The organism is Anaerobacillus alkaliphilus (assembly GCF_004116265.1).
Taxonomy (GTDB): Bacteria; Bacillota; Bacilli; order Bacillales; family Anaerobacillaceae; genus Anaerobacillus; species Anaerobacillus alkaliphilus.
This window is the reverse complement of sequence record NZ_QOUX01000046.1, coordinates 439435-461470: the sequence shown is the minus strand read 5'-3', so window position 1 is coordinate 461470 and position 22036 is coordinate 439435. Positions and strand designations below refer to the sequence as shown.

Here is a 22036-nt window from a genome sequence, read left to right as displayed (position 1 = left end):
AATCATCTTTTTTTAGTTTTCAATAAAAGTCATTGGGGGAATTGTGTTGGCAAGTCTAATATTTATAATTTTTTGTACTTTAACGATACTTCCAGTAACGATTGTACTTCACGAATTAGGGCATTTATTTTTTGCAAGATTGTGTCAAGCGAAAGAGATATCTATAACATTAGGGATTGGCAATGAGTTGTTTCGATTTAAGAGCTTTAATACTACATTTATTTTCTGTTTCTTACCTATCGGTGGGCAAACAAAGTATGAATTGTTAGAAACTAAGAGCTGGCAACGGAGAATTATCTCGATCGGCGGACCACTAATGAATGGATGGGTCGCTTTTTTGTTGCTCATTCCTGGTATTGGTTATGGCACTCAATACATAACAATTTGGTTTCAGTGGTTAGCTATGTTTAATATTTGGATGTTGTTAATAAATACTATACCGTTTAAGTTTGGAAATTATTATTCTGACGGTTGGATAGTATTCGCGAAAAAAATTTAAATCAGTGAGTGAATTTCATAATTACCAAAAACGAGCCACCCGAACCATATGTAGTTGCGAAAGGTTTAGCGCAACTACATATGGTTTCTTCGTGGCGAGAATATGGAATTATGAAATTCATTAAAGTAAGTATTTTAAAAATTCATGATTTTGTACACAAATTGCTTTTCTAAGACTTTTAAATAATGGTAATATAGTAATTAAGCTTTATTATCACACATATGGTCAGCTCATCAGATAATTATTTTTGGATTTGGCTCTTTTCACAAAGTTTGTTGCTTTCGTAAAAATCCCAAAAGCCGGATTTTTACACAAAATACTAAGAATTCACAACTAATTTAGTAAGTATTGCTCTTTTCTTACATTATTTATTGGCTTATCTTCATCTAGGGTATTTTTCCGATTATTATAGGGTAAAAAAGCAAAAATGTTTACGAAAAGAGCCTTGAATTTTTAATCACCTCCCGCCCTACTTACAAAGTAGACGCGGTTGATGTATGGGCATAAACTTTATCGACGAAAGCTTATCAAACAATCAACAAGGAGGAGTTTACATGAATCGGATGAAAAAAGTTAGTAAGGTGCTAGTTGCAAATCGTGGTGAGATAGCCATCCGTATCTTTCGAGCGTGTACAGAGTTACATATTCGTACTGTTGCTATTTACTCAAAAGAAGATACCGGTGCCTATCATCGTTATAAGGCGGATGAGGCATACCTAATTGGTGAGGGTAAAAAACCAATTGATGCTTATTTAGATATTGATGGAATTATTGAATTAGCAAAACGAAATCAAGTTGATGCAATTCATCCCGGTTATGGTTTTCTTTCTGAAAACATCCACTTTGCTAGGAGATGTGAAGAAGAAGGAATTATATTTATAGGTCCGAAATCAGAACACCTACATATGTTTGGCGACAAAGTTCAAGCAAGAGCTCAAGCGATCGCTGCGGGGTTACCAGTCATTCCAGGTAGTGATGGTCCTGTAAATTCAATTGATGACATAGAGCAATTTGCGATTAAACATGGTTTTCCTTTCATTATTAAAGCCTCACTAGGTGGGGGCGGTCGTGGGATGAGGATCGTTCGCGCAAGCCAAGAACTAGCTGAAGCGTATGCCAGAGCAAAATCAGAAGCTAAATCTGCATTTGGAAACGATGAGGTTTATGTAGAGAAATTTATAGACAAACCAAAACATATTGAGGTACAAATTTTAGGAGATCATAGTGGAAATATTATTCACTTATATGATCGAGATTGCTCTGTTCAACGTCGTCATCAAAAAGTCGTCGAAATCGCACCAAGTGTATCGTTATCTGATGAAGTGAGAGAACGAATATGTGAAGCAGCCGTGCAATTGATGAAGAATGTGAATTACATTAATGCTGGTACAGTCGAATTTTTGGTTACTAATTCTGGTGAATTTTATTTCATTGAAGTAAACCCTCGAGTTCAAGTAGAACATACGATTACGGAGATGGTTACAGGTGTTGATATTGTACAAGCTCAAATTTACATTGCGGACGGTGAGGAACTTCACGGTAATAGATTAAATATTCCAATTCAAGAAAACATTATTTGTCATGGGTTTGCCATTCAATCAAGGGTAACTACTGAAGATCCAAGTAATAATTTTATGCCGGATACTGGGAAGATTATGGTTTACCGTTCAGGTGGCGGTTTCGGAGTACGACTCGATGCGGGAAATGGATTTCAAGGGTCCGTGATTTCTCCATACTATGACTCTTTATTAGTTAAGTTATCAACTTGGGCGTTAACCTTTGAGGATGCAGCGTCAAAAATGTTACGTAATCTAAGGGAATTTCGTATTAGAGGAATTAAAACAAATATTGCCTTTTTGGAGAATGTAGTCCAACATGAAAAGTTTTTGAATGGTCAGTATAATACTTCTTTTATTGATACAACACCAGAGCTGTTTGTATTTCCTAAACGAAAAGATAGAGGAACGAAAATGCTCTCATTTATTGGGGAAACAACTATTAACGGTTATCCAGGTTTAGAGAAAGTAAAAAAACCTGTGTTTGATGAACCGGTTATTCCAAAGCTGAAGCTCTCCGAACCTTTCCCAAATGGTACTAAACAAATCCTAGAAGAACAAGGGGCAGAGAACGTCGCTAAATGGGTAAGTGCTCAAAAAGAAATACTGTTAACAGATACCACATTCCGTGATGCACACCAATCATTGCTAGCTACACGGGTTAGAACTCACGACTTAAAGCGGATTGCTGAGCCGACAGCGAGATTGCTTCCTAATCTGTTTTCATCAGAAATGTGGGGTGGGGCTACGTTTGATGTTGCAATGAGATTTTTACATGAGGATCCGTGGGAACGTTTGCTAACGTTAAGAAAACAAATGCCAAATTTATTATTACAAATGCTCTTCCGATCTTCTAATGCTGTAGGGTACACCAACTATCCCGATAATGTTATTAAGGAGTTTGTAAAAAAATCAGCTGAGGCTGGAATAGACGTCTTCCGCATTTTCGACTCATTGAACTGGGTTCCAGGTATGACCCTATCGATCGAAGCAGTTCGTGAAACTGGGAAAATTGCAGAAGCAGCCATGTGTTACACAGGAGATATATTAGATCCTGCTCGTACAAAGTATGATTTAAACTACTACAAGAATTTAGCGTTAGAGCTTGAAAAATCTGGGGCACATATACTAGGAATAAAAGATATGGCCGGACTACTTAAGCCAGAGGCTGCCTATCGATTAGTATCTACATTAAAAGAGACTTTATCGATTCCCATTCATTTGCATACACATGATACGAGTGGAAACGGTCTTTACACATATGCTAGAGCAATAGACGCTGGTGTTGATATTGTGGATGTCGCAATAGGTTCAATGGCTGGACTAACCTCCCAACCAAGCGCAAATAGTTTATACTATGCATTATCAGGAAGTGCCCGTCAACCAAACTTAAACATAGATTCACTTGAGAAGTTAGGTGTTTTCTGGGAGGATACGAGAAAATTTTACCAAGGTTTTGAAAGTGGCATGGTTGCACCTCATTCTGAAGTTTATCAACATGAGATGCCTGGTGGTCAATATAGTAATTTACAACAGCAAGCGAAAGCAGTTGGATTAAAAAATCGCTGGGATGAAGTCAAACGGATGTACCGTACCGTTAACGATATGTTTGGTGACGTAGTAAAGGTTACACCTTCTTCTAAAATTGTCGGTGATATGGCTTTATTTATGGTCCAAAATAATTTAACTGAAGAAACCATTTATGAAAAATCTGCTTCACTTGATTTTCCTGATTCGGTTGTGGAATTTTTCCAGGGGTATTTAGGCCAACCATATCAAGGTTTCCCGAAGCAACTTCAAGATATTATTTTAAAAGGCAAAGAAAAAATTACTGGTAGACCAGGTGAGAGCTTACCTGCTGTTGATTTTGAAGCTGTAAAAAAAGAATTGTTTGAGAAGTTAAATCGTCAAGTAACAGATTTTGATTTATTGTCTTATGCTATATACCCAAAAGTTTATTTGGATCACCAACGTTTCTATGAACAATTTGGTGATGTATCTGTCCTTGATACACCAACTTTCTTATATGGACTTCGGCTTGGTGAGGAAATTGAAATAGAAATAGAAAGAGGAAAAACCTTAATTGTTAAACTTGTTTCAATTGGTGAGGCCCAAAAAGACGGTACGAGAGTTATTTATTTTGAACTCAACGGTCAACCAAGGGAAATTACGATAAAAGATCAAAATATTGAAACGACAATTGTTGCCAAAACTAAGGCGAATAAAGATAATCCTAATCACATTGGAGCTACCATGCCTGGGACTGTTGTAAAAACATTGGTTGAAAATGGCGATAAAGTGAAAAAAGGTGACCATCTTATGATTACCGAGGCTATGAAGATGGAGACAACTGTTCAAGCGCCTTTTGACGGAAAAGTTACACGTGTGTATGTACAAAATGGTGAAGCGATTCAAACAGGTGATTTGTTAATTGAACTTCAAGGGTAAGAAAAAAGAGGGAGAATATTCGAGACTTAGTCTCTGAATATTCTCCCTCTTTTAGTATTTATCACTTCGCTCTTGTAGCTAACATCACTAGGTAACTTACTGCACCAAATAAACAGGTAATAATAAAAGCATGAAGCATAGCTGATACTAAACTCATTGCTGTAAATACAACATAAGCACCGCTAATTACTTGTAGTGACACCAGTATAAATGCTATGAGTGCTGTTACACGAAGAGCAATTTCGTCTTTGTAATTTCGGTAAACATATATTACTAGGGCTAAAAGAATAAGGAACATAATTCCCGCGGCTACTCGATGACCGAATTGAACAGCAATGGCTCCTTTAAGCGGTGGAATAATTTGTCCATTACACAAGGGCCAGCCGTCGCAAGCAAGGCTAGAGCCGGTATGACGCACTAAAGCACCTGTATAAACAACAATATATAAATAAGTAAAGACAAAGTATATGAATGTTTTTAAATTTGGAGAGATTTTTGGGTGTCTAACTCTTGGTCCGTTATCCTCTTCGAAAACGAGAATAGTAAGCAAGAGTACACTAGCAAAAGAAACTAGTGAAAATCCAAAGTGTAAGGCTAGTACAGCAGATGATTGGCCCCAGACAACAGCAGCAGCCCCCAATAAACCTTGAAAAACAATAAACAGTACGGCAATGATTGCTAAGAATTTCGTTTCGCGAACATGGGGTAACTTTTTCCACGTCCAAATTGCTAGAGTAATAACCATAATTCCAAGAATCGCAGAGACTGCTCGATGACTTAGTTCTATAATGGTTTCTAATGTATTGATCGATTCAGGTATAACTTGTCCATGGCAAAGTGGCCAAGAATCCCCGCACCCTTGTCCTGATTCGGTTTTTGTTACTAATGCCCCTTGTAACAAAACAATAATCATCCCAATAGTGGTTAGTATGGAAAATATTTTCAGTTTTTTATTCAAATTGTTCACCTAACCTTTATTTCTACGGTTTTTACCCGCGATTTGGTCTATCTAATTGTAAGAACAAAACAGTATCTTGTCAATTGCTAAAGAGAAGCATATTATTACCTTTTTTACTATAGTAATGATAAAATCTAGTTGAATTTGAAATTGGAAAATATAAGTGATGAAAATCACGGAAAGATCATTTATAATGTGAGTATAAAGTCAATTGGCACTAAGTTAATGTTATTTACTAGTTTCTAACAAGGAAGACTAGTGTTATAATATGTTCTTAGAATAGCTTATGACTTTCTAGTCTCATAAGTTAATGGAGGTGAAAATAGTTGAATAAAACCGTACTCGAAGGAACTGAAGTTTTAGATAGTTCCATTACTTCAAAAGTTACTTGGAGGGACTTTCTTGCATTAACAAAAGTTGGAATTGTAATGTCGAATATGATTACAGCGTTTGCAGGTATGTTCCTAGCCGCTTACTATATGGATATTCAATTAATTGCAAATTTACATCTTGTCATATTTGGTTTACTTGGATCTGCCTTAGTAATGGCAGGTGGTTGTACTCTAAACAACTATATTGATAGAGATATTGATCATCTAATGGACCGAACTCAAGAAAGACCGACAGTTACTGGTAAAATACCAGAAAAACAAGTTTTGTTATTCGGTCTTCTTTTATCTGCTCTAGGATTGTTGTTTTTACTAGCGGCTTCCCTTACGGCATTGGTATTAGGTTTTATAGGTCTAATTTTTTACGTTGTTATCTACACGATGTGGACAAAAAGAACGACATCTTTAAATACAATTGTTGGTAGTGTTTCTGGAGCAGTTCCACCACTTATTGGTTGGGCAGCAATAGACTCTAGTTTACACCCGGTTGCATGGGTATTATTTCTTATTATGTTTATCTGGCAACCACCTCACTTCCTAGCTCTAGCAATGAAGCGTTGTGAGGAATATCGAAGAGCGGGCATTCCGATGCTTCCTGTCGTATCAGGCTTCGCAGTGACTAAACGTCAAATGGTTTTATATGTTGCAGCCCTTATTCCAATCTCACTGCTCTTATCACCAATGTTTGGTCCTGTCTACACTGCCATAGCAGCAATACTAGGAGTTGGTTGGTTAGCACTAGGGATTGCTGGTTTTGTCATGAAGGACGATATGAAATGGGCAAGATTAATGTTTGTTTATTCTTTAAACTACTTGACAATTATCTTTATTCTAATGGTTGTTCTCCATATTGTTTAGACATAAATTAAAATGAAAAATTAAAAAGGGGAGGTTTACAACTTTGATGAAACAACTTATCAAACTGCTTCCGTTGACAGCACTTTTGTTCTTGCTCGCGGGCTGTGGTGAAGTGAACTTAACGTCTCTTGATCCTCAAGGACCAGTAGCAGAGATGCAACTATCACTAATTAAGCTTAGTCTTTACGTTATGATTTTTGTCATTGTGATAGTTTTTGCACTTTTTGCATTTGTTCTCTGGCGTTTTAAAGAAAAGCCAGGTGACACGCACATTCCAAAACAGGTAGAAGGAAATCACGTACTTGAACTTATTTGGACAACGGTACCAATCTTGTTACTATTAATTATTGCAGTTCCGAACGTCATGGATACGTTCACATTAGCAAATGTGGATGCTGACGAGAACTCGATTACTGTAAAAGTAACGGGGCACCAATTCTGGTGGGAATTTGAATACCCAGATCACGACGTAGTTGCAGGTCAGGATATGTACATTCCTACGAATACAAAAATTATTGTTCAGTTAGAAGCTAGTGATGTTATCCACTCATTTTGGGTACCAGCTTTAGCGGGGAAACAGGATAATGTACCAGGAATTACAAATGATATGTGGATTAAAGCTATAAATCCTGGTATTTACAAAGGTAAATGTACAGAATTATGTGGGGAAGCTCACTGGTTAATGGACTTTAAAGTAATTGCAGTTGAACCAGAAGTATTCGATCAATGGATAACAAACATGAGTCAACCAGCTGACGAACCAGCAACTGCAACAGCAGAAGCAGGTCGTGATGTTTTCCAAGCAAGTTGTATTGGATGTCACGCAGTAGGTGGAGTAGGTGGAAACCCAGCAGTGGGTGGACCAGACTTAACAAACTTTGGTGAAAGAACAGTAATCGCTGGATTTTTAGAGTTCAACGATGAAAACTTAGAGAAATGGATTCGTTATCCTGCAGAAACTAAACCAGGAAATAAAATGCCTGGGTTTAACTTGAATGACGAAGACATGAAAGCTTTAATTGAATATATGAAGGGCTTAAAAGTCCTAGACTAACCGAAACAGAAGGAGGTAACTTCATTGGCAAACTCAGTGGCTATGAAAAAAAGCACACTTTGGGATTGGCTAACGACGGTAGACCATAAGAAAATTGGAATTATGTATTTGGTTGCCGGTGCGTTTTTCTTCGTGTTAGGTGGACTAGAAGCCATGTTAATACGAATTCAGCTAATGTTCCCAGAATCTAACTTTGTTAGTGCTCAAGCTTTTAATGAGCTAATTACAATGCATGGTACAACAATGATCTTTTTAGCTGCCATGCCATTACTATTCGGATTTATGAACTTTATTGTGCCTCTACAAATTGGTGCAAGGGACGTTGCATTCCCATTCTTAAACTCATTAGGTTTTTGGTTGTTTTTATCTGGTGGTATCTTGCTTAACCTAAGCTGGTTCTTTGGTGGAGCACCTGACGCAGGTTGGACAGCTTATGTTCCTTTATCAAGTGCAGCATATGCAAGTACAGGATTAGATTATTATGTGTTAGGGTTACAGATTAGTGGTGCGGGTACATTAATTGGGGGAATTAACTTCCTAGTAACAATTATTACAATGAGAGCACCTGGTATGACAATGATGAAAATGCCATTATTTACGTGGAGTACATTTGTTGCATCAGCACTTATCTTATTTGCTTTCCCAGCATTAACAGTAGGTCTTTTCTTATTAATGTTTGAACGATTATTCGGCGCTAACTACTTTATTGTAGAAGCAGGCGGTAACGTTGTTATTTGGCAACATTTATTCTGGATATTTGGGCATCCGGAAGTATATATTCTAGTATTACCAGCGTTTGGTATCTTTTCTGAAGTATTATCAACGTTCTCTAAGAAGCGTCTATTTGGTTATAGTGCAATGGTATTTGCAACACTAATTATCGGTTTCTTAGGTTTCATGGTGTGGGCGCACCATATGTTCACAGTTGGTATGGGTCCTGTAGCTAACGCAATTTTTGCTGTGGCAACCATGGCGATTGCTGTACCGACAGGGATTAAGATCTTTAACTGGTTACTAACACTCTGGGGTGGAAGAATCCAATTTACAACGGCTAATCTTTTTGCATTAGGATTTATTCCTTCTTTCGTATTAGGTGGAGTAACTGGGGTAATGTTAGCAACATCAGCAGCAAACTACCAGTTCCATGATACGTACTTTGTAGTAGCTCACTTCCACTATGTAATTATCGGTGGGGTAGTATTTGGATTATTTGCGGGTACATTCTACTGGTGGCCAAAAATCTTTGGAACAATGCTAAACGAAACATTAGGAAAATGGTTCTTCTGGTTATTCTTTATTGGTTTCCATTTAACATTCTTCGTACAGCATTTCCTTGGATTAATGGGTATGCCTAGACGTGTAGCATCTTATTTAGATGGTCAAGGTCTAAATGACTTAAACTTTATTAGTACAATTGGGGCTTTCTTTATGGCGGTTGCTTTCATCATTCTTCTTGCTAACATTTTTGTTTCAAGAAATGATAAAGCAGTTAGTGACCCTTGGGATGGTCGTACCCTTGAGTGGGCAACTTCTACTCCTGTTAAAGAGTACAACTTTGCTCAAACGCCAGTTGTTCGTGATTTAGATGCATTATGGTACGAGAAAATGAAAGGTAACAAAAGGTTACCAGTAGCAGAACCACTTGGTGAAATTCATATGCCAAATGGATCAATTCTACCATTAATCATGTCAGTTGGTTTGTTTATAGCAAGTTTTGGATTTATTTATCACACGTATATCATTTCAGTGATTGGTCTTGGAATTACACTAGGTTGTATGCTTGTAAGATCAATTAAAGAAGATCACGGATACCATATTCCAGTAGATCAAATTGAACAAGACAAGGAGGTTGGATAATATGGGTCATGCACACCATAATTCGGGCGTACTACCTCCAAACCCTGAAAAAGCAACACTTGAAGGGAAAAATAAATTTATAGGTTTCTGGTTATTCTTAGGTGGGGAAACGGTTCTTTTTGCAAGTTTGTTTGGAACGTATTTAGGACTAAGAAATGGAACTGCAGGAGGACCAACTGCTGCTGAATTGTTCCATTTACCACTTGTCTTTGTAGCTACAATGATCCTTTTAACAAGTAGTTTAACGAGTGTATTTGCAATGATTGCCATGAAAAAAGGCAATTATAAGGGAATGCTAGTATGGATGTGGGTAACAGTTGCACTAGGATTATCGTTCTTAGGACTTGAAATTTATGAGTTCTATGACTATTTAAATAATGGTTTAGGATTTACGACAAGTGCATTTGGTTCAGCGTTCTACACATTAGTAGGATTTCACGGGGCCCACGTTGCATTTGGTGTAGCCTGGATTATTACCTTATTAATTCGTTACCGTAAAGGTGGATTAACATTAACGAATGCTCCTAAATTCTACTTAGCTAGTTTATACTGGCACTTTATTGACGTAGTTTGGGTGTTCATCTTTACAATTGTATATCTAATGGGAATAGGAGGATAGATGCATGGAACCTAATCTTAATTCAAACGAACCTCAGATTAAGCTTTCAACAAAAGATAAGTTAAAGCTTGAACGTGAAATGAAACACCAAATTATCACTTTTGCTTTAATGATTTTCTTTACGGCATTAGCTTTCTTGGCTGTTGCTAGTGATTTAATTCCATCATCATTCGCACTACCATTTATTCTAATCCTTGCAGTTGTTCAGGTAATATTACAACTTTATTATTTCATGCACTTAAATCAAAAAGGTCACGAATGGCCAAATGCATTTATGATTTCTGGAATAATTGTTGTCATTCCAATGATTGCAGCACTAATGCTTCTTTTAGGAGTAGTGAAGTATTAATAAGGAAAAAGAAGCTGACAAATCTACACGATTGTCAGCTTCTTTTACTTAATGTTCATTTTTAATTTTGAATATTGAATAGCTGTAAGCTAGAACTTCTTGGCTATACTATACATATAATTCATAATTCACAATTAGTAATGTAAATATGTTTGAAATATGTCAAACTCTATAAGTGATGTGATAAACGTCACATGTTAAAATAGTAATAATGTTGAAAGGAGGAGCTTAATTGATATTACCATTAATTAGTACAATATTTATTGCAATTAGCGCAATATTCGTAGCTTTAGGATGGGTGGCTGTGGCCAAACGCAATATAGACCTACATCAAAAAATGATGTTTTTAGGAGCAGTTTTTGCTAGCGTATTCTTTATTACCTATGTATCCAAAACAGTATTTGTAGGAAGTACAGCCTTTGGGGGACCTGAGGAAATAAAACTATACTACACAATCTTCTTGATATTTCATATTATTTTAGCAACGATTGCTGCAGTTTTAGGAATTATTGCATTGATTTCTGGATATAAAAATAACCTGAAGTTACATCGAAAGTTAGGTCCTATTACATCAGTTATCTGGTTTTTTAGTGCTTCTTCAGGTATTCTGGTTTATTTACTGCTTTATGTAATTTATCCCCCTGGTGAAGTTACAAACGTATTTAGGGCTATTTGGGGCTTTTAAATCAGAGGTATAAGAAAAAAGTCTGGCATAAGCCAGACTTTTTATAGTTTAAAATTAAACTTAATAATTCCTGCCTCTTTAGCTGAAGTAAATAAGATGACGACAAGAGGACCGACAATAAACCCCATAACGCCAATTAATTTCAATCCAACATACATAGCAATTAATGTTGCAAGAGGTGATAACCCAATTTGATGTCCCATTACCTTTGGCTCCACTGTACGTCTAATGACCAATAGAATTGCTGCAAGGATTAGCAGTTTCGTTGCTAAGGCCATGTCGCCAGCAATAAGATGGTAGAGTGCCCATGGGGCTAAAATAATAATTGAGCCGAGTAATGGTATAAAATCAATGATCCAAATAATAAATGACATTAATAATGCTACTTCAGGAACAATTAATAACAAGCCTATCAAAGAAACGAGAAATATAATAATACTAACTAGAAATTGTGCCTTAATAAACCCAAATATTACATAGGAAAGTCTTGAACTCATAAATTGGACTTTATCCCGAGTTTTTTCAGTTAGATGAGAGAAAATTTGATCTTTTAACTTAGGTAGTTCAAGTAAGAACAAGTACAAGGCAATTAAGTATACGATTAATGTGACTAAATAAGCGGGAATTTTTGTGACAAGTGAAGTAACATCACTAACTAAATTTCTACTACTAACTGTACTTCTTAATGTCATAAGCGATTGTTGCACATATGTCCCAATTTCCTCGAGAAGCTCTGGCGGTAAATCTTCAAATTTATCATTTAAATTTTGTTGAGTATTTATCCAAGCATAATTAATTTCGGTGATATATGATGGTAAATTCTTTACAAAATAGTCTGCTTGAGTAATGGCTTTTGTTGTTATAAAGTAACCAGTCAAGCCTATGAAGCATAAAAATATCATAAACACGATAAACACAGCTAAACTTCTTTTTACCTTATTTTTCATTTGTAACAATTTTACCACTGGAGATAACAACATGGCTGTTAGTAGCGCGGCAATAATCGGTACAGATACAGGTAAGATAAAAAAACCTGCTATTACAATTAAAATTATTGTAATAAAAATAATAATATTTTTCTTAGTTAAAAAAGCAGACATTTCGAACTCCTCTCACGAACAACTTAATATTATTATAGTATTTTTTTATAAAAATTTACAGTGAAATGCTAGTAAAAATATTGGATTTATGAACATTTTGTTAAGGAGGACTCGTCATGTTAAAGAAAAGGCTAGAAAAAGGAGAGTTATCAATCTTTGATGATGTAGTAAAAGTGATTACCGAGATGGCAATTAGTGAAATAAATGGCGTTGAGGTAAGTACATCTTTTTTTCAACAAAAGATACTTGAAAAGGTCAATAGAAATAACCGAAACATTTTCATTAATTCCTCTAATGATGGTATTACGATCTCTCTAAAGGTTGGAGTTAGATATGGTTTGGAATTATCAGTAGTTTTATCGGAGTTACAGCAAGTAGTAAAAAATCATGTTGAATTGTATACGAATTTTAGTGTAAAAGAAGTAAATGTTTTAGTCGATCAAATAATTGTAAATGAATAAAAACGTATGAACTTAAGATAAGCTCATACGTTTTTTTATTTATTCCAGGCTACATGCTGTTTTTGCAGTGCCTTCAAGACTATTTTAATAAAGCTGCAATCTGTTCTATCTTTTTGTTACTTTTATCTAAGATATGTTTAGGGAATTTTTCATCTGCATATTCAACTCCGTGTGGATAGTAATGCTTCCCTAAAATTGGATCTAAAAACTTAATCACACTATAAGGAGAAGGAATTTCACCTTTAACTGCGTAAGCTTGTACTCGTAAATAGTACACATCATCGTTTACTAAGTCATCGAATTTATAGTCAAATGTAACTCTTTCATAATCCCATTGCCCAGCATGAACAAAACCAGCTTCACCCAGTACATGTTCAGCTACAGAAAATTCAATTTCTTTACCTGTTAATTCAGTTCCTTCAAATTTCATTTATTTTACCCTCCTATTATGTAAGCTAGCTTCATCTAATTATGATAGTATGAAAAGTAAGAAGATGCAATTAAAATCACATAAATTAATCATTTGGTTTTAATATGAACAAAAAGGATGAATAAAATGACTAAAAAGATTTTTGAACATGATCCATATTTGAAAGAGTCTTGGGCAACGATTAGAGATACAAAGACAGTTAATGGGGAAACATGGGTAGCTCTTGATCAAACTATATTTTACCCTGAAGGGGGTGGACAACCAGCTGATCTAGGTACAATTGATGGAATACCAGTGTTGGATGTTCAGATTAACGACAATGTAGTACTACATAAATTGGCTAATCAAATTGAAAAAAGCCGGGTAAAACTTGAAATTGATTTTCCTCGCCGTTTTGATCACATGCAACACCACACAGGTCAACACTTGTTATCTGCTGTTTGGTTAGAGTTTTTTGGTATCCGGACATTATCCTTTCATTTGGGGAAAGAAGTTTGTACGATTGATCTACAAGTAGATGAGCTTAACGAAGAACAAATTCAACAAGTGGAAGCTAAGCTTTCTCATTATATTTTCGAAAATAGAACCGTTGAAAATTACCAACTCCCTTATGAGGAGATTGACAAGGAAAAACTAGTAAAGCTTAAGGATAAGCCGAAGTTTGTACGATTTATAGAAATTGAAGGTATTGATACGTCTACTTGTTGCGGTACACATGTACGAATGCTTGGTGAATTAGGCTTGGTTAAAATTCTTGGCTGGGAAAAAAATAAGCAAAATGTTCGACTATCCTTTGTTTGTGGAGCAAGAGCATTTTCATTTTTTCAGGAAGTATATGAGGCAGTTCGTGAAGTAAGCAAAAAGCTAAACATACCTCCTACATTAGTTAAAGAAAGATTTTCAGGTTTCTATACAGGTCACCAACTACTCAAAAGAAACCATCAAAAGTTATATGAAAAAGAAATTCATAACGAGGCGGCAACTATTATTAGTGAAGCGATAAACAACGTTATTGAAGTTAGCTGGGAAAATAAACCTTTACAAGAGATGAAGGATTTGGCAAAGATTATTATCGAAGCTGGTGATAAGGTCGTAATCTTTCATAATAAATCCCAAAAAACATGGATCTTGGCTGCTTCGTCTTCTAAATTATTTCATGTAGGTAATTGCCTCCAAGTATTAAAGGAAAGGTTTGGCGGTAAAGGAGGAGGAAACGCTGTTTTTGGACAATGGATAGGTGATGTCTCACAGGAAACTTGGCTTGCTATAAAGGAAGAGTTATTACACGCTACAAAAGTTCATCATGATTGATGAACTTTTTTTAGTCTACCTAAAACAGTATGATTTCTTAAGAGAAACATCCATAAAATTATTGTTTTCGGACATATTATTAGTGAAAAGTAAAAGGTTATTATAAGGAGGCTATATAGAAATGGAACATGTACGTGATGTCATGACTTCAAATGTAGAGTATTGTACACCACTTGATAATGTTTATGAAGTTGCGGTTAAAATGAAAGAATTAAATGTGGGGGCAATTCCTATATGTGAAAACGATCACCTCCTCGGCATGATTACCGATAGAGATATCGTGATAAGAGGGGTTGCAGAGAAACGTCCGAACTCTACTAGAGTTACTGATATTATGAGTGAACATCTCATAACAGCAGAGCCTACAATGAGCTTAGAAGAGGCTGCAAAATTAATGGCTAAACATCAAATTAGACGATTACCAATCGTTGAAAATAACAGGTTAGTTGGAATTTGTTCGTTAGGTGATTTAGCTGTACATGATGGTTCTGATGATGATGCAGGATATGCATTATCAGAAATCTCGGAGAGCCCACAAGTTCATCACTAATTAGTTATGAGGATGATTGAAATTCTAAAGGTCAAATTACTTTTTAGAAGTAATTTGACTTTTTTCTTTTTTTTCTCCCATTGGCTTGGACGAATTTTCCCGAATAACCTATGTTTTTAGCATAAAGTATATGCAGGAGAATATACATATAAAAAGAAAAGAGTTATATAGATTAAACGTAAATTTCGAGGCTAACAAAGAGAGAGGGGTGCACATGAAAAAACTTGGTTGTGGAATGTTTTTAGTTCTTTGCTTTTTAAGTCTAGCATTGATTATTGCGCTTCTTGTGGACAACCTACTTGTGAACGATAATGAAACTACTCATACACAAGTTAATTTTATTGAAGCAGAAAAGACTTTATACGAGGCAAAATTAGAGGATAAAGAAAAATCAATCCTACTACAAGAGGACGGTTTACACAAATTAATAGGTTTGCCGGTCAATGAGATAATAAACATCTATGGGGAACCTAGTCGTATTGATGTTTCTGCCTACGATTACGAATGGTGGATATATCCAAGTAGCGAAAGTTATATTCAAATAGGTGTTGATGAAGGCTATGTAGTTACTGTTTATTTTATTGGGAGCGAGTTGTTAATTGCGCCTTTCTATATTGGGCAGTCGTATGAGGAAATAATGAATGAGATTGGATTTCCTCAACAAGTTTCATTTAATGTAAAAGGGAATTCTTATCAATTTAATTTGACAGAAGAGGAACTTGAAACTCGGCCGCTGCTTTTTGCAGATCATGTGTTTATCCAGCTTTACTTTGATACATTTACAAAAAAACTTTCAGGAATTCGCTATTTAAATGGTGAGACCTTGATTAAGCATCGACCTTATTCAGTTGTGTATCGTGGTGAACTAATTGAAGCGAAACCTTTATCGGCTGATCAATGGAGGGATATCGAGTATGGGGCTTCGTTACAAATTTTAGCGATAACAAATGAAATCCGAAAACGTCATGACCTAAATAAGTTAGAGTGGGATGAAGAAACCTCAATCGTTGCTTTCCATCATAGTGAAGATATGAGTATTAATGAATATTTCTCACATACCTCGCCTTCGGAGGGAGAACTAAAAGATCGCTTAAAAAAGCAAGGTGTACTATACCAATTAGCGGGTGAAAATATTGCTGCAAAGTATGTAGATTCGATCGCAGTAGTTGAAGGCTGGCTGAATAGTGAAGGCCATCGAGTGAATTTACTTCATGAAGAGTTTACGCATTTAGGTGTTGGTGTGTATGAACGATACTATACCCAAAACTTTATTACACCTTGGTAATTACGTGGAGCATCCTTCAGCTATGGAGGATGCTCTATTGTTGTATTATAGGATAGTATAAAATTTCAACGTAAGAATTGTCTAGTTCCAGGCGCCATCTGCTCCTGCGGTTACTCGTCGCAAAGGTGCGACGAAGTTAATTCGAGGATGTTCTTGGCTCGAGGTCAAATAACCTGCCCGGTAAAAGTGAAAGTGCACACTACTTGCTCCTGCGATTACTCGTCGCAAAGCTTGCAAAGAAGAATATTCAAGAAGTCGCTTGCCAGAACATTTGCTTTTCGCCGATAGGCGGGCGCCTTGCGCTTTGCTTATTTAAGATGTTCTAGGCTTCAAAACAAAAAAACTCCCGGTTCCAATGGCCACCAGACTCTCCTCATCGTTATATACCCTAGCCTCGCATACACATAGGGAATTACCTTTATGAAGAATTGATGCAACGCATATGAGCTCTTTACCAAGACCTGGTTTTAAGTAGTTTATTTTAAGTTCTGTTGTAACAGTTGCATAGCCATCGGGAATTGATCGATGAACGATAGATCCCATTGAAATATCAATTACAGATGCAATAATTCCACCGTGTACCATTCCAAGGGGGTTATGAATGAGAGGTTGTATTGGAATACGAATTTCATAATTTCCGTTTTCTAAGACTGTTCCTTTTACTTGCATGAGAGCTGAGAGATACGAACGATGCTTCCCATTATGTTTTTCTTTGATATTACGAAATAAAGTCTCAAGAATTTCCCTATTTTCAGAAGAAGCCATTGTTAAATATTGCTCAATTTCATCTAAAAGTTTATTTTTTTTTGTCATAGTTAACATCTCCTAGAAACTTCATAATTACAGGATGTTTTATATTTTACTTTAAAAATAGGCGCACACATAGCTAGGCGCTTTTGTATGATGTAATAGAACTATGTAGATGTATTTTTCATGAGGAGGTGCCTTTATGAGTAAGAGAACTACTTTACATCCGTCTGTACAACAGTTTAAACAATTTGTTAAGAAACATCCATTACTAATTAAAGAAGTGAGGGCAGGAAAAAAATCTTGGCAAGACTTTTACGAAGAATGGACCATTTTAGGTGACAATGAAGAAGTATGGAAAAAGTACAAAAAAATTGAGGCCTCTGATATCGACGAGGAAGAAGAAGTTGAGAGTACGGATGAAAAAGAAGAAAAAGATCAAGGGGAAAGCAAAGGTCCTCAATTTGGTGAAATTCTCTCAATGCTAAAATCCATCAATTTAAATGATATCCAAGGTCATGTACAAAATCTAAGCGGGATTATGGCTACTGTTCAAGGCTTATTACAGTCATTTCAATCTAATCCGTCTAACCAAAGTGGTTCAAATTCACAACAAACACAACAATCTCAACCACAACAAAATCAACAAAGCCCTTTTAATTTCCGACAGTTTTAATACAAAATGATCAAAGAAAATCTAAGAAGGGGCTTATATTATGAGACAGGATATTCAAATGTATATTAATCAGCGTCCAGAAATCAAACAATTTATTCGGCATAATCCAATTTGGTATCGTTATTTGGCTAGGGATCCTCAGTCTATTACTCAACTAGAAAATGAAGTTAAGGTCTTTCAAGGGAAAACACTCCCTCAAAAGTTAGATCGTTTTCAATCAAATTTAAATATGGCGTTGATGCTTTTTGATATGGTAAAAGGCATGGGAACACCTCAGCAATAGGTAGATGAAGGAGACTCATCTACCTATTTTTTTGTGAAAAATAATAGTTCTTAACGAATAGCTTTATTCCATGGATAAATGAGAAAAAAAACGGTAAAACTTGAATTATGATATTTTAAAGGGTGGGTTTAATAAATGCTTAAATTTATATTTGCTATTTTAGTATTATCAATGAATGTCTCCAACAGTGTAGAAACGCTTGTTTATGATGATCAATTGTTTACAAAATCAATTCCTTATGATGAGACGTATGAGCGACTAGTTACTTCACAAGACTTGGAAGAAAAAGAAGACCGTCTGATCGTGAAGTATGATGTGAAAGATGGAGATATCTATGTCGAATGTTTTGTAAAAGATTTTTCCTTTTCAAAAGAAAAAGCTGGAACTTTGAAAAATGAAGGTGAAGGTCATGTTCATCTATATATAAATGACAACAAAGTAGACTCTATTTTTACATCTTCATTTATTATTAAATCTCTGCCTATCGGAACTTATAAAATTAAGGTAGAACTTGTACATAACGATTATAGTTCTTATGAAGTCTTTGAAGAATTTGAAGTGAAATTATAAAATTTCCATTTGAAAGCGGGTCTGCCAATGCTATTTAATAAGGAAAATCCAATTGTAGTACAAAGGGATGGTACCATCATTGTTGAATCCAACCACAAACAATTTTCAATTATACAGCCGATGGTAGCGCAAATGGCAATATTAGAAAAGGCAACTCTTTCTTCACAGACCTATCGGTTATCACCTTATTCAATTTGGTCGGCTCAATCTCAAGGTATTCAATTAACCGAGATCATTAACTTTCTAAATGAGTATAGTAAGTTTCCTTTAGCACAAAGTATAATCCAATTCATTGAAGATCAATATATACGATCAAGTGCGATAGTTATAGAAAAGCTAATTGATGGTTGTGGAGTAACTTTTGAGGATAAGCATGCTGAAGTTACGTTATTAAAAGATCCAAAAATTAAAAAGTTATTACAGAAAGTGAATAACTATTGGCTTTTTAATGAGTCAAATAGAGGTGAGTTTAAAGCTCTTTGTTTAACATATGGCTATTTTGTTATTGACAAAATTGGTTTTGAAAAAGGTCAGCGGTTAAATATCCAATTATCTGATCAAGTTAGTCTAAGACCTTATCAAAAAGAGGCAATTAAGCATTTCTATAAAGGTGGTAAAGCAAACGGTGGAAATGGAATTGTTGTAATGCCATGTGGTTCTGGTAAAACGATTGTTGGCCTTGGTGTTATTGAGAAGGTAAAAGAAGAAGTTTTAATCATCACTTCTAGTGAAACTTCAATGAAACAATGGCAACGTGAAATCTTAGATAAAACAACTATTTCTGAGGAAGATGTTGGTCTATACAGTAGTTCTAGAAAAGAAGTAAAACCAATAACAATTGCTTCTTATCAGATGATGATTTATAAAGATCATGATACAAAACAGTTTATTCATTTGCCATTGTTTAACGTGCGTAATTGGGGTCTAATTATCTATGATGAAGTACATCTCTTACCAGCTCCTGTTTTTAGGACAACCGCAGGTATTCAAGGTAAGAAAAGGTTAGGTTTGACAGCCACGCTAATTAGAGAAGATGGAAAAGAAGATGAAGTCTATAGTTTAATTGGTCCTAAACAGTATGAAGTTGGCTGGAGAGGATTGGAAAACAATGGATGGATTGCTAGGACAGTGTGCAAAGAAATTCGGGTCGATTTCTCTGACGATGAGTTACAAAAATATATAAAAAGTAACCAACAACAACAATTTAAACTTGCGTCTACAAATTCTACTAAAGTAGCAGTCATAAGAAAATTATTATCGAAACACGTACATCAACCAACCCTTATTATTGGTCAATATCTTGATCAGCTTGTAGACGTCGCAGATAGGTTAAAATTACCGATGATTACTGGAAAAACTCCTCAAAATGAGCGAGAACTTATATATAATAAATTTCGTAATGGGGAAATAGCTGTTCTTGTTGTAAGTAAGGTTGCTAACTTTGCAGTTGATTTACCCGATGCTGAGGTTGCTATTCAGATATCAGGTGCGTTCGGTTCAAGACAAGAAGAAGCACAACGAGTAGGAAGAGTATTGCGACCTAAAAAAGAAAATAATGAAGCCTATTTCTATTCAATTGTGACTAAGAATACCAAAGAGGAGTTATGCTCAGGGCATAGGCAATTATTTATGTTAGAGCAAGGATATACTTATGAGGTGGAAGAGTGGTTATCTTAACGATAGAACAATGTTTATCACAGCTAAATATTGATGTGAAAAATCAGATAAAAAAACAACTTGAAGAATATGGAGCAAAAGAAGAAGAAGACTTGGCAAAGCTACTAACTAATATTGATTTCCGAAGAAACTTACTCTCGAGTCTCTCGGTAGAAGAGTCTTCTAGTTATTTATCTATTTTAAGAAAATACAGTATGTATATGCCTACAATGCAAGGTGAAGAGCAAATGACTCCAATGGAAGAGAAAATTGCTCTTCTTTTATTACGTCAAAAGGGAATTGCTTATAAACTTGATGAAAAAAAGCATAAGCAACAATATATAATACCTAGTGAATTTGTTGAAGCATACTTCGAAAACATGTATCACCAGGAGTATGAATGTTCCAATCAACCTTCAATATCACTGAAGAAGTATGTATATTACCTCGTTGAACTACTTAAAACGTTGAAAGAAACTCAGATAAAGAAGGTGGTTAATTCAGATTTGATGACTAGTGTAAATCCTTCTGTTAATTGGAGTTTGCTCCATGAATTTTTAGTTAGCGAGAAGCTGTTACTTGAAAGCCAAGCTGGTACGTTAGTAAATGAGCAGCAATGTGAGATATTCTTTCGTAAGTCTACCATTGAAATAAAAAAGATGTTAACTAAATTTATCTTGTGGCATGGTCTAGAGGAATCGCTTTCTTGTCACTTCCTTTATTGGATTATTTTCTCTTTAAAAGGTGGGCTAGAACGAAAGAGGGTTGAAAACTTTATTACGGAACAAGGTATTCACCCCAAAGTGCTACAAGAGGTTCTAGAGCAATTAGTGATACTAGATATTGTATCACCTTATGAAGAGATTATCCTGAGCACAAATGAACTATATGAAGAAGTAGAAGAAGCAGAAGGAATGGAAACAGGAGTATTAGAGTTTCTCGTTCCGGTTTCAATAAGTAATACAGCTATTTGGATATTTAGGTCATGGGGTACAATCTTACAGTGGGATGCCATGATACATTTTTCGTTTACCTCTGAAACAGTTGCTAGGGCTCTTGAAGATAAACATACGATAGATCTATTAAAGGAATATTTACTATCTTATTTTCCAGAGAATGTAGTAACGAATTGGCACCCGACTTTGAATAACTGGGTTGAGAAAGGGATGCCCATTGTCAAAAAAGAACTCTTAGTTTTTTACCGTATTACTGAAAAGTTACACAGAAATTACATTGTGGAACACTGGAAAGAATGGTACGAACAAACAGAGAATGGTTTTTTGATTGAGAGGGAATTTGTAAATTCATTTGAAAAACTGCTCTCCAAACTTTCTTTACGTGTTTTAACTGAAAATCGACCCCATGATTTTACAAATATAGAAGATGAGCTAGAGATTACTCTAAAAGACGAGTTTCCTTTAATAGGTACTGCTTTACCAGAGGTTGAACGGTTACCCAAACAGTGGTTTATTCCTACGTATTATGAAGAGAGAATGGTCCAGAGAATTCTCAAACAAGCAATTGTTTTGAAGCTCTCTGTACAAATAGAAACTGTGGAACAGGAAATAATAAAACTATATCCGTTAAAACTCATCTTAACTAATGGATCATATAGTGTAATAACAAAAGAAGAAACGATAATAAAAATACATGCTATTTCAAGAATATCCATCATTCATCCCTTGAACTGATGAG

21 protein-coding genes are annotated in these 22036 nt (G+C 35.4%); 17 read left to right on the top strand and 4 right to left on the bottom strand.

The genetic code is table 11. The features are described from left to right. Positions 1-46 precede the first annotated feature (46 nt). Together DS745_RS17435 and pyc are read left to right on the top strand one after the other, a co-directional pair. Positions 47-499 (top strand): site-2 protease family protein, encoded by a 453-nt coding sequence (locus DS745_RS17435; protein WP_161568299.1) that lies wholly within the window; start codon positions 47-49, stop codon positions 497-499. A gap of 554 nt (positions 500-1053) precedes the next feature. Further along, positions 1054-4503 carry a pyruvate carboxylase gene (gene pyc / locus DS745_RS17430; RefSeq protein WP_129079504.1) on the top strand — a complete coding sequence of 1150 codons (3450 nt, stop codon included), beginning with the start codon at positions 1054-1056 and terminating at the stop codon, positions 4501-4503. 61 nt (positions 4504-4564) lie between these two features. Here pyc and DS745_RS17425 read toward each other — a convergent pair whose 3' ends face one another. Continuing rightward, positions 4565-5470, bottom strand: coding sequence for a COX15/CtaA family protein (locus DS745_RS17425; protein WP_338324553.1), 906 nt, complete (start codon positions 5468-5470; stop codon positions 4565-4567). Between the two features lie 317 nt (positions 5471-5787). On the opposite strand from DS745_RS17425, the gene cyoE reads away from it, so the two are divergent. From cyoE to DS745_RS17395, 6 genes are all read left to right on the top strand, one after another. After that, positions 5788-6708, top strand: a complete 921-nt coding sequence (gene cyoE / locus DS745_RS17420) for a heme o synthase (RefSeq protein WP_129079502.1) — start codon at positions 5788-5790, stop codon at positions 6706-6708. Between the two features lie 46 nt (positions 6709-6754). Beyond that, positions 6755-7762 carry a cytochrome c oxidase subunit II gene (gene coxB, locus DS745_RS17415; RefSeq protein WP_129080074.1) on the top strand — a complete coding sequence of 336 codons (1008 nt, stop codon included), beginning with the start codon at positions 6755-6757 and terminating at the stop codon, positions 7760-7762. A 42-nt stretch (positions 7763-7804) separates the two neighbouring features. After that, complete coding sequence (gene ctaD, locus DS745_RS17410) at positions 7805-9619, top strand: cytochrome c oxidase subunit I (RefSeq protein WP_129080073.1); 1815 nt, start codon at positions 7805-7807, stop codon at positions 9617-9619. Position 9620: 1 nt separating this feature from the next. After that, positions 9621-10238, top strand: a complete 618-nt coding sequence (locus DS745_RS17405; RefSeq protein WP_129079501.1) for a cytochrome (ubi)quinol oxidase subunit III — start codon at positions 9621-9623, stop codon at positions 10236-10238. 4 nt (positions 10239-10242) lie between these two features. Continuing rightward, entirely contained in the window at positions 10243-10587 is a 345-nt protein-coding gene (locus tag DS745_RS17400; RefSeq protein WP_129079500.1) for a cytochrome C oxidase subunit IV family protein, read from the top strand. A 232-nt stretch (positions 10588-10819) separates the two neighbouring features. Continuing rightward, positions 10820-11272, top strand: a complete 453-nt coding sequence (locus tag DS745_RS17395) for a DUF420 domain-containing protein (protein ID WP_129079499.1) — start codon at positions 10820-10822, stop codon at positions 11270-11272. Between the two features lie 41 nt (positions 11273-11313). Here the strand turns inward: DS745_RS17395 and ytvI are convergent, their stop codons facing one another. After that, the gene (gene ytvI / locus DS745_RS17390; RefSeq protein ID WP_129079498.1) at positions 11314-12372 is read right to left on the bottom strand and encodes a sporulation integral membrane protein YtvI; all 1059 of its coding nucleotides are present in this window, start codon (positions 12370-12372) and stop codon (positions 11314-11316) included. 116 nt (positions 12373-12488) lie between these two features. Between ytvI and DS745_RS17385 the strand changes: the two genes are divergently transcribed. Continuing rightward, positions 12489-12833, top strand: coding sequence for an Asp23/Gls24 family envelope stress response protein (locus DS745_RS17385; protein WP_129079497.1), 345 nt, complete (start codon positions 12489-12491; stop codon positions 12831-12833). A 79-nt stretch (positions 12834-12912) separates the two neighbouring features. Here DS745_RS17385 and DS745_RS17380 read toward each other — a convergent pair whose 3' ends face one another. Beyond that, positions 12913-13263: a YugN family protein gene (locus tag DS745_RS17380; RefSeq protein ID WP_129079496.1), complete on the bottom strand. Its 351-nt coding sequence runs from the start codon at positions 13261-13263 to the stop codon at positions 12913-12915. A 126-nt stretch (positions 13264-13389) separates the two neighbouring features. Between DS745_RS17380 and DS745_RS17375 the strand changes: the two genes are divergently transcribed. The 3 genes from DS745_RS17375 (at position 13390) to DS745_RS17365 (ending at position 16409) form a co-directional block, all read left to right on the top strand. Further along, positions 13390-14574 carry an alanyl-tRNA editing protein gene (locus DS745_RS17375; RefSeq protein WP_161568298.1) on the top strand — a complete coding sequence of 395 codons (1185 nt, stop codon included), beginning with the start codon at positions 13390-13392 and terminating at the stop codon, positions 14572-14574. 121 nt (positions 14575-14695) lie between these two features. Further along, positions 14696-15124 (top strand): CBS domain-containing protein, encoded by a 429-nt coding sequence (locus DS745_RS17370; protein WP_129079494.1) that lies wholly within the window; start codon positions 14696-14698, stop codon positions 15122-15124. A gap of 214 nt (positions 15125-15338) precedes the next feature. Further along, entirely contained in the window at positions 15339-16409 is a 1071-nt protein-coding gene (locus tag DS745_RS17365) for a CAP domain-containing protein (protein WP_241657853.1), read from the top strand. A gap of 312 nt (positions 16410-16721) precedes the next feature. Here DS745_RS17365 and DS745_RS17360 read toward each other — a convergent pair whose 3' ends face one another. Continuing rightward, entirely contained in the window at positions 16722-17222 is a 501-nt protein-coding gene (locus DS745_RS17360; protein ID WP_161568297.1) for a PaaI family thioesterase, read from the bottom strand. A gap of 136 nt (positions 17223-17358) precedes the next feature. On the opposite strand from DS745_RS17360, the gene ylbD reads away from it, so the two are divergent. The 5 genes from ylbD to DS745_RS17335 all read left to right on the top strand — a co-directional run bounded on the left by ylbD (position 17359) and on the right by DS745_RS17335 (position 22032). Further along, complete coding sequence (ylbD, locus tag DS745_RS17355) at positions 17359-17832, top strand: spore coat protein YlbD (protein WP_129079492.1); 474 nt, start codon at positions 17359-17361, stop codon at positions 17830-17832. 40 nt (positions 17833-17872) lie between these two features. Then, on the top strand, positions 17873-18115 hold the full coding sequence (locus DS745_RS17350; protein WP_129079491.1) for a YlbE-like family protein: 243 nt from the start codon (positions 17873-17875) through the stop codon (positions 18113-18115). A gap of 135 nt (positions 18116-18250) precedes the next feature. Next, the gene (locus DS745_RS17345; protein ID WP_129079490.1) at positions 18251-18685 is read left to right on the top strand and encodes a hypothetical protein; all 435 of its coding nucleotides are present in this window, start codon (positions 18251-18253) and stop codon (positions 18683-18685) included. A gap of 27 nt (positions 18686-18712) precedes the next feature. Next, positions 18713-20362, top strand: coding sequence for a DNA repair helicase XPB (locus tag DS745_RS17340; protein ID WP_129079489.1), 1650 nt, complete (start codon positions 18713-18715; stop codon positions 20360-20362). Continuing rightward, positions 20350-22032, top strand: coding sequence for a hypothetical protein (locus DS745_RS17335; protein ID WP_129079488.1), 1683 nt, complete (start codon positions 20350-20352; stop codon positions 22030-22032). Before DS745_RS17340 ends, DS745_RS17335 begins: the two co-directional genes overlap by 13 nt. Positions 22033-22036: the final 4 nt, after the last annotated feature.